5 protein-coding genes are annotated in these 7,140 nt (G+C 72.7%); 2 read left to right on the top strand and 3 right to left on the bottom strand.

All coding sequences use genetic code 11. The features are described 5' to 3' along the window. Positions 1-189: 189 nt before the first annotated feature. Positions 190-639, bottom strand: a complete 450-nt coding sequence (locus D7V80_RS39535; protein WP_120592949.1) for a hypothetical protein — start codon at positions 637-639, stop codon at positions 190-192. Between the two features lie 92 nt (positions 640-731). On the opposite strand from D7V80_RS39535, the gene D7V80_RS39530 reads away from it, so the two are divergent. Together D7V80_RS39530 and D7V80_RS39525 are read left to right on the top strand one after the other, a co-directional pair. Continuing rightward, on the top strand, positions 732-4,376 hold the full coding sequence (locus D7V80_RS39530) for a tetratricopeptide repeat protein (protein WP_120592948.1): 3,645 nt from the start codon (positions 732-734) through the stop codon (positions 4,374-4,376). Positions 4,377-4,428: 52 nt separating this feature from the next. Beyond that, complete coding sequence (locus D7V80_RS39525; RefSeq protein ID WP_120592947.1) at positions 4,429-4,773, top strand: hypothetical protein; 345 nt, start codon at positions 4,429-4,431, stop codon at positions 4,771-4,773. Here the strand turns inward: D7V80_RS39525 and D7V80_RS39520 are convergent. Together D7V80_RS39520 and D7V80_RS39515 are read right to left on the bottom strand one after the other, a co-directional pair. Then, on the bottom strand, positions 4,770-6,824 hold the full coding sequence (locus tag D7V80_RS39520; protein WP_120592946.1) for an ATP-dependent DNA helicase RecQ: 2,055 nt from the start codon (positions 6,822-6,824) through the stop codon (positions 4,770-4,772). The two genes, D7V80_RS39525 and D7V80_RS39520, sit on opposite strands and share 4 nt — an antisense overlap. Before the next feature lie 51 nt (positions 6,825-6,875). Then, a partial coding sequence (locus D7V80_RS39515; RefSeq protein ID WP_370452633.1) for a DUF3006 family protein occupies positions 6,876-7,140 on the bottom strand: 265 nt, incomplete at its 5' end.

The raw sequence follows: 7,140 nt of genomic DNA, 5'->3' as shown, positions 1-7,140 counted from the left end.
AAGCAGGGGCAGGGCAGGGGGGCGGGGAGGTTGGCATCCGCATTGCTCTAGAGACCAGGCAATACGGCGGGGTCGCAGCGGGCCGGAAGTACCGCGCGACATCGTCACCCTGGTAGGGGGTTCCATTGGGGAACCCTCGACGCCCATCGTCTCGGCCGGCCCCGAGACGGTGGGCGACTTTTTTGCGGGCTACGGAGACGGCGCCGGCGGTGCCTCCCGTGGCTCCAGCTCGCCCGCGAAGGGACCGGACTGCTGCTTCTCCAGCAGCCAGACGCCATCCCGGAAGACGAACTCCGAGGTGACGGTGTCGTTCTGCTCGGTGACGGAGGGCAGGCGCATCCACTGGATGCGGCTGTGGACGGTGGCGCGGCGGCCGTCCTCGGCGAGCTTCACGTCCTCAATTTCGTAGTCGGTGACGGTGAGGTCGCGGTCGTCGTTGAGCTCGCGGCGCTTGCGGTCGAAGTCCTGGCGCTCCTCGGGGACGAGGAAGGTGGAGACGGTGCGGTAGTTCCTCCAGCGCAGGTTCTTGTGGAAGCCTTCGACGACGGGTTTGAGGGCTTCCAGGTCCGACTTGGGAGGGGTGTGGGCACAGGCCCCACCGAGGACCAGGGCGACCATCAGGGCAGGCAGGCGTTTCATGCACGCGACGCTACCAGCCGCTGGGCGGAACGGACGAGGGCAGTGGTATGGTCCGCGCTCCCCCGCTTAGCGCACCGGAGTCGCGACTCAACATGGCCAAGTCGATGGTGGAGCGTTACGAGCAGCTCCTCCGGCAGGACCCGACCTCTTCCGTCTTCGTGGAGCTGGCGAAGGCGTTGCTGGAGAAGGGAGACGCGCAGCGCACCATCGAGGTGTGTACGCAGGGCATCTCCCACCACCCCACGTCCGTCGTGGGCCGGGTGCTGTGGGGCAAGGCGCTCATCCAGCTGGGGCGGCCCGCGGAGGCGATGGAGCAGTTCGACCAGGCCATCGCTATCGAGCGGGACAACCCGTACGCCTACAACCTCATTGGCGACGTGCTCCTGCAGCGCGGGCTGTACCGCTCCGCGCTGCCGATTCTGCGCAAGGCCGTGGCGCTGCAGCCCAACAACGGGCGCGTGAAGCAGTGGTTGGATCAGGCCCAGCAGGCGCTGTCCGGTGGACCGGCGCCCATCTTCGAGGACCTGGGCGTCCTGGCGACCCCCGCGGCCGCGCCCGAAGAGGAAGCGCCGGAGCCGCCGGCTCCGGAAGCGGCCCCGTCCGCGTTCGAGGCGCGTGCCGCCGCCGCGGCGGGACTGGAGCCGCGCCGCGCTGCCCGGACGGAGACTCCGGCGGGTGGAACGGATGCGCAGGCGGCCTCCAGGGTCGCCTCCGTGGAGGCTCATGGTGGACCCACGGCTCCCATCGGGACGCCGGTGCCGGAGGACGCGCGGGGCCCTGACCCCGTGGAGGCGGGCGGGCAGGAGCGCGGTGCGCCGCAGGATGGCGCGGATCCGATGGATGCGGCGTCCAGGAGCCCGTCGGAGCCGGGCTCGGAACGCGCGGGTGTGGATCCAGGCCAGGAGCCGGGCTCGGGACGTGGGCGTGCGGCGTCGGACGCAGGAGCGGAGCCGGGCCAGACGCAGGAGCCAGGGAACGATGCGGATCCCGCGGCCGCTGCGCCGTCGGAGCCGGATCAGGGCGCGGAGGCGCCTCCCGCCCCCGTGCAGGCGGCGGAGCCAGGGGCCTCCAGCCGTGGGCGCAGGTCCGGGATGCTGGCGGATCTCCCCGAAGCACCTCCCGCGGATGAACCCTCCGCGTCGCAGGGCGGGGGATTGCTCGGGGACCTTCCGCCTCCGGAGGTGGTGCGGGCTCGCCCGGCCGCGCCGGTGACGCCGGCTCCGGTCGCTTCGGCTTCGGGTGGCAAGCGGTCGCTGCTGGACGACATCCCGGATGCGACGGAGCTGGCGGCGGCCGCGGCGCGCAACAAGGCGGCGGCGAACGCGAAGGACACGGAGGCGCTCGCGGCGAAGTACGAGCGCGAGATGCACGAGAAGATCGCCAAGGAGCGGGCGAAGCAGTCCCTCCTCGAGCGCTATGGCGCGAAGACCGTGGCGCTCTTCGTGGCCCTCATCTTCCTGGGCGCGAGCGCGGGCTTCTTCATCCTCTACCGCTCCCGCCAGGGCGGCCAGACGCTGTCGGAGACGCTGGATCTCGCGAAGCGCGCCGTGGCGCAGGACACGGGCGCGTCACTGGATGAAGCGCTCCGCCAGCTCGACCGCGCGCGCGACATGGACGAGGCCAGTCCCGCCGCGTGGGCGCTCGCGGGCTACGCGCACGCGCTGCGCTACCTGGACCACGGCGCCAACGCGGAGGACCGCCGGCTCGCGCTGGAGGCGCTGGAGAAGCCGGGCGTGAAGGACGGCTTCAACGGCCTGGTGCTGGCCACCAACGCGCTCGTCGCCGACGACCGGGCCCGCGAGTCCGCGAACCGCGCGCTGCTCGCCTCGCAGGACGACGTGACGGAGGTGCACGCGCTCGCGGGCAGCCTGCTCATCGCCGCCAAGGACGAGAAGAAGGCCCTGGACCGCTTCGACCGCGCGCTCAAGGCGTCGCCGGGCAACGTCCGCGCGCTGGTGGCGCTGGGCAACTACTACCTCGCCTCCGAGGACTTCGCGCAGGCGCTGGAGATGTTCAAGCGCGCGCGCGACGTCTCCAAGGAGCACGCCGCCGCCCGCATCGGGATGGCGGAGAGCCGGCTCGCGCTGGAGCAGGACCTGGACGCGGCGCTGGCGGACGTGGCGCCGCTCGCGCAGGACGCGAAGGTGCCCCCCGCGCTCCAGCCCCGTCAGCAGCTGGTGCACGGCGAAATCCTGTCCGCGCTGGGCAAGTACGACGAGGCGCGCAGCATGCTCTCCAAGGGCACGCAGGGGCCGCTGGCCATGGACTTCCAGCTGGCGCTCGGGGCCGCGGGCCGCGCGGCGGGCAAGCTGGAGGCCGCGCAGCAGGCCTATGAGGCCGCGCTGAAGCTGCAGCCCAAGAGCGAGGCCGCGAAGGAGGGCCTGGGGCGCACGCTGCTGGACCGCGACCGCGAGAAGGAGGCCCTGCTGCGGCTGGAGGCCGACGGAGGCCGCAAGGTGTCGCTGGTGCGGGGCGCGGCGTACGCGCGGCTCGGGGACTGGAAGCGCGCCCGCGCGGAGCTGGGCAAGACGCGCGTGAACGACCGCTATCCGCCGGAGGCCGTCGCGTGGCTCGCGCTGGCGGACGCGCACGAGGGCAACGCCGCCCAGGCGCGCGACGTGCTGGAGAAGGCCGTGGCGAAGAAGCCCCGCACGGACCTGCGCGTGGCGCTGGGACAGGTGTACTGGCGCGAGCGCGCGCTCGACAAGGCGCAGGCCCAGTTCGACGAGGCGATGAAGGACCCGCGCGACTACGAGGGCGCGTGCTCGCTGGGGCGGCTGCTCCTGTCGCGCCGGCTGCCGGACATGGCGCTCAAGCCGCTGACGCAGGCCGTGGAGCGCAACGGCGCGCACGGCGAGGCCCGTGACGCCCTGGGCCGCACGCTCCTGGCGCTGGGCCGCACGCCAGAGGCGCTGAAGCAGTTCGAGGCGTGGCAGCTGGACAACCCGGGCAGCGCGGCCGCGCACAAGGGCTTCGCGCTGGCGCTGTACCAGTCCGGCCGCCGCAAGGAGGCGGAAGGCGCGTCCGGCCGTGCGGTGAAGCTGGCGCCGGACGACGCGGAGGGACAGCGGCTGCGCGCGGCGCTCCTGTTCGCCAACGGCGACGCGAAGGGCGGCTTCTCCGCGCTGGAGCGCGCCAACAAGCTGGACTCCAAGGACCCGGACACCTTCTGCGAAATCGCCCAGGCGTTCCTGCGCCAGGGGCAGGTGGAGAGCGCGGACGCGGCCTTCGCGGCGGCGCGGCGGGAAGGGCCGGACGCGACGTGCGGCCGCGTGGGCGAGCTGTACACGCAGCTGCCGGGCGGTGGCCGTGGGGCGGCGCGCACGCTGCAGGACCTGGCCGACAAGGCGCCCACCGTCTGGGACAAGGCCTTCGCCCAGGTGACGCTGGCGCGCGTGCTGCTGGGCGCCGGGGCCGTGAAGGAGGCCCGCGCCGCGGCGGATGAGGCCGTGCGGCTGGCCCCCTACAACGGGCGTGCGTACCTGGCCCTGGGCCTGGTGGCCTTCAAGCAGCGCCAGGAGGCCCCCGCGCGCGAGGCGCTGGCCAAGGCCGTGGAGCTGGAGCCCACGGACGGCCTGGCGCACCTGGCGCTGGCGGACGTGCTGGTGCGCGAGACGGCGGAGCTGCCCCGGGCGGTGGAGGCCTACGAGACCTTCCTGAAGCTCGCCGGGGGGGCGCCGGAGGCGAACCGGGTGAAGAAGGCCCTTCCGCTCCTCAAGCGCCGGGCGTCGCGCTAGCGTGGTCGATGTGAGCGACCCGCGGCCCCCGTCCTCCCCCCTGCTGAAGGTCATGTGGGGCAACGCCTTCCTGCTGTCGGTGCTCTACCTGCTGACGGGCATCGTCGTGGAGACCATCCGGAGGCGGTACCACGCGCCCTTCTTCGAGCGCCTCTCCATGGCGCTCGACTCGCTGCCGGCGCGGGCGCTGGAGCTGGTGCGCGCCATGGAGCCGCTGCGCGAGGCGTACTTCACCGGCCGCATCAGCGACCTGGGCGTGCGCGTCGTCTTCGGCGTCGTCACCGTGGCGGTCATCTTCCTGCTCGCCCTGGTGGTGGGCGCCATCATGGCCGTGCTGCGGTGGGCGCTGCTGCGCGCCACCCGCGGCGGTGAGCGGCCTCCGCCCGGCAACGGCTAGCGGCGCGACTTCGCCTTGCGGAAGCGCGGGGCCACCGGCGCCGCCTGAGGCTCATGGCCCGCCGCGCGCGCCATCAGGCAGATCTCCACCACCTTGGGGCCGAAGCGCTCCCAGCGGCTCTCCCCGGTGCCCTTCACCGCGAGGAAGGAGTCCCGGTCCACCGGCAGCGCGGCGGCCAGCCCCAGCAGGGTCGCGTCGTTGAAGATGATGAAGGGCGGGACGTCCAGGTCCTTCGCCAGGTCCTTGCGCCAGCGGCGCAGCTCCATGGAGGCCAGCTCGCTGTACTCCATCACCGGCGCCCCGGACGCGGCCGGCGCGGAGCGCGAGGCGGAACCGGACGGCTTGGGCATCATGCTGCCCGCGCACCGGTCGCACTTGCCGCACACCGCCGCCGCGTCCGCCTGTCCGAAGTAGCGCAGGATGAACGCGCGCCGGCACTTCGGCGTGTACGCGTAGTCCGCCATCCGCTTGAGCATCAGCCGGTTGAGCCGCTCCTGCTCGCGCACCCGGGACAGGTCCACCGAGAGCTCGCGGAACGGGACGCGCTCCAGCGCGCGGATGGAGCGCCCCGCGAACGGCCGGCGCACCCGCACCACGCCCGACTTCTCCAGAAGGCTCAGCGCGTGCCGGACGTCGTCCTCCGTCAGCCCCGTGCGCCGCGCGAGGATGGGCAGCTCCGTGGTGGCCTGCCGCCCCACGGGGAAGGTCTCCAGCAGCGAGCGCAGGAGCCGCTGGGACTCCGCCGCGTGCGGCTGCGCGCTGGCGGCCTTGTCCGTCAGCGTGATGCCGTACTCGCCTTCACCCCGGCCGCCGCGCTCCAGCTTGCCTTCGCGTTCGAAAATCTTGAGGGCGGCGGAGACCTCGAACTCGCTGGCGCCGACCATGCCCGCGAGCGCGTGCACGCCCCGGTCGAACTCCTCCACGGCCTGCAGCTGCGCCCAGATGTCCGACAGCACGGACTCGGACGGGTGGCTGCCTTCGATGAGGCGCTCCTGCGTGTACACGTCCGCGTGGTTGAACAGGAGCACCGCCGTTGCGGGGTTGCCGTCGCGGCCCGCGCGGCCAATCTCCTGGTAGTACGCCTCCACCGCCCGGGGGATGTTGGCGTGCGCGACGAAGCGGATGTCCGGCTTGTCGATGCCCATGCCGAAGGCGTTGGTGGCCACCGCCACCGCCTCCTTCGCGGACATGAAGTCGTCCTGCGCGCGGCGGCGGGCGTCGTCCTCCATGCCCGCGTGGTACAGCACGGCGTTCACCTTGCGCGTGACGAGCGCGGAGTGCATCCCTTCCGCCGCCTTGCGCGTGGAGCAGTAGATGATGCCGCTGCCGCCCTTCGCCGCCAGGCTCGCGCACGCGTCCCGGCGCTCCTCGTCCCCGCTGACGTTCACCACGTCCAGGAAGAGGTTGGGCCGGTCGAACCCCTGCGCGAACACCGCCGGGTCCTTCATCAGGAGCACGCGGACGATGTCCTCGCGCACCTCCGGCGTCGCCGTGGCGGTGAGCGCCACCGTGCGCGGAGGCCGCAGCCGCTTGCGCACCTGTCCCAGCAGCGCGTAGTCCGGCCGGAAGTCGTGGCCCCACTGGGAGATGCAGTGCGCCTCGTCCACGGCCAACAGCTCCACGCCCAGCCCGGACACCAGCTCCAGGAAGCTTCCGCTGCGGAAGCGCTCCGGTGCCACGTAGAGCAGCTTGTATTCGCGGGCGCGCAGCTTGCGCAGGCGGTCCGCCCGCTCCACGTCGGACAGGGACGAGTTGATGTACGTGGCCGCGATGCCCTTCGCGGCGAGCTGCTCCACCTGGTCCTTCATCAGCGCGATGAGCGGTGACACCACCAGCGTGATGCCCGGCAACAGCAGCGCCGGCAGCTGGTAGCACAGGCTCTTGCCCGCGCCCGTGGGCATCACCACCACGGTGTTGCGGCCGCTGAGGACGGAGCTGATGACGGGCGCCTGGCCGGGGCGGAACTCCGACAGGCCGAAGTGCCGCACCAGTCCCTGCTGGGCATCTTCAAGGAAGGGCAGGGACTCCGTCATCGCGCGCATGTTCATCATCCTGGCTGGGCCGTCAACGCCAATCCCCTCGTGGATACCGGTGTCTCCGCGTCACAGCTCGAGCCCCGGAGGAAGGGGAACCGCCAGCGCGGCCCGTTTCAACGCCACCTCGCGCCGCAGCGCCTCCGTCCGCTCCGGGTCCAGGCGGCCGTCCACGAGGATGTCTCCCTCGCGCACGCCCGGTGGCAGCCGCCAGCGCTCCACCGTGCACGCCTGCCCGCCGTCGGTCCGCACCACCTGGGCCCGCGTCTCCTCCAGCACCTCCACCTGGAGGGGGCTCGTCCCCAGCCCCAGCAGCACGCACGCCCCCATCACC

This window comes from Corallococcus sp. CA054B, from assembly GCF_003611625.1.
Taxonomy (GTDB): domain Bacteria; phylum Myxococcota; class Myxococcia; order Myxococcales; family Myxococcaceae; genus Corallococcus; species Corallococcus coralloides.
This window is presented reverse-complemented; position numbering and strand designations above follow the sequence as displayed.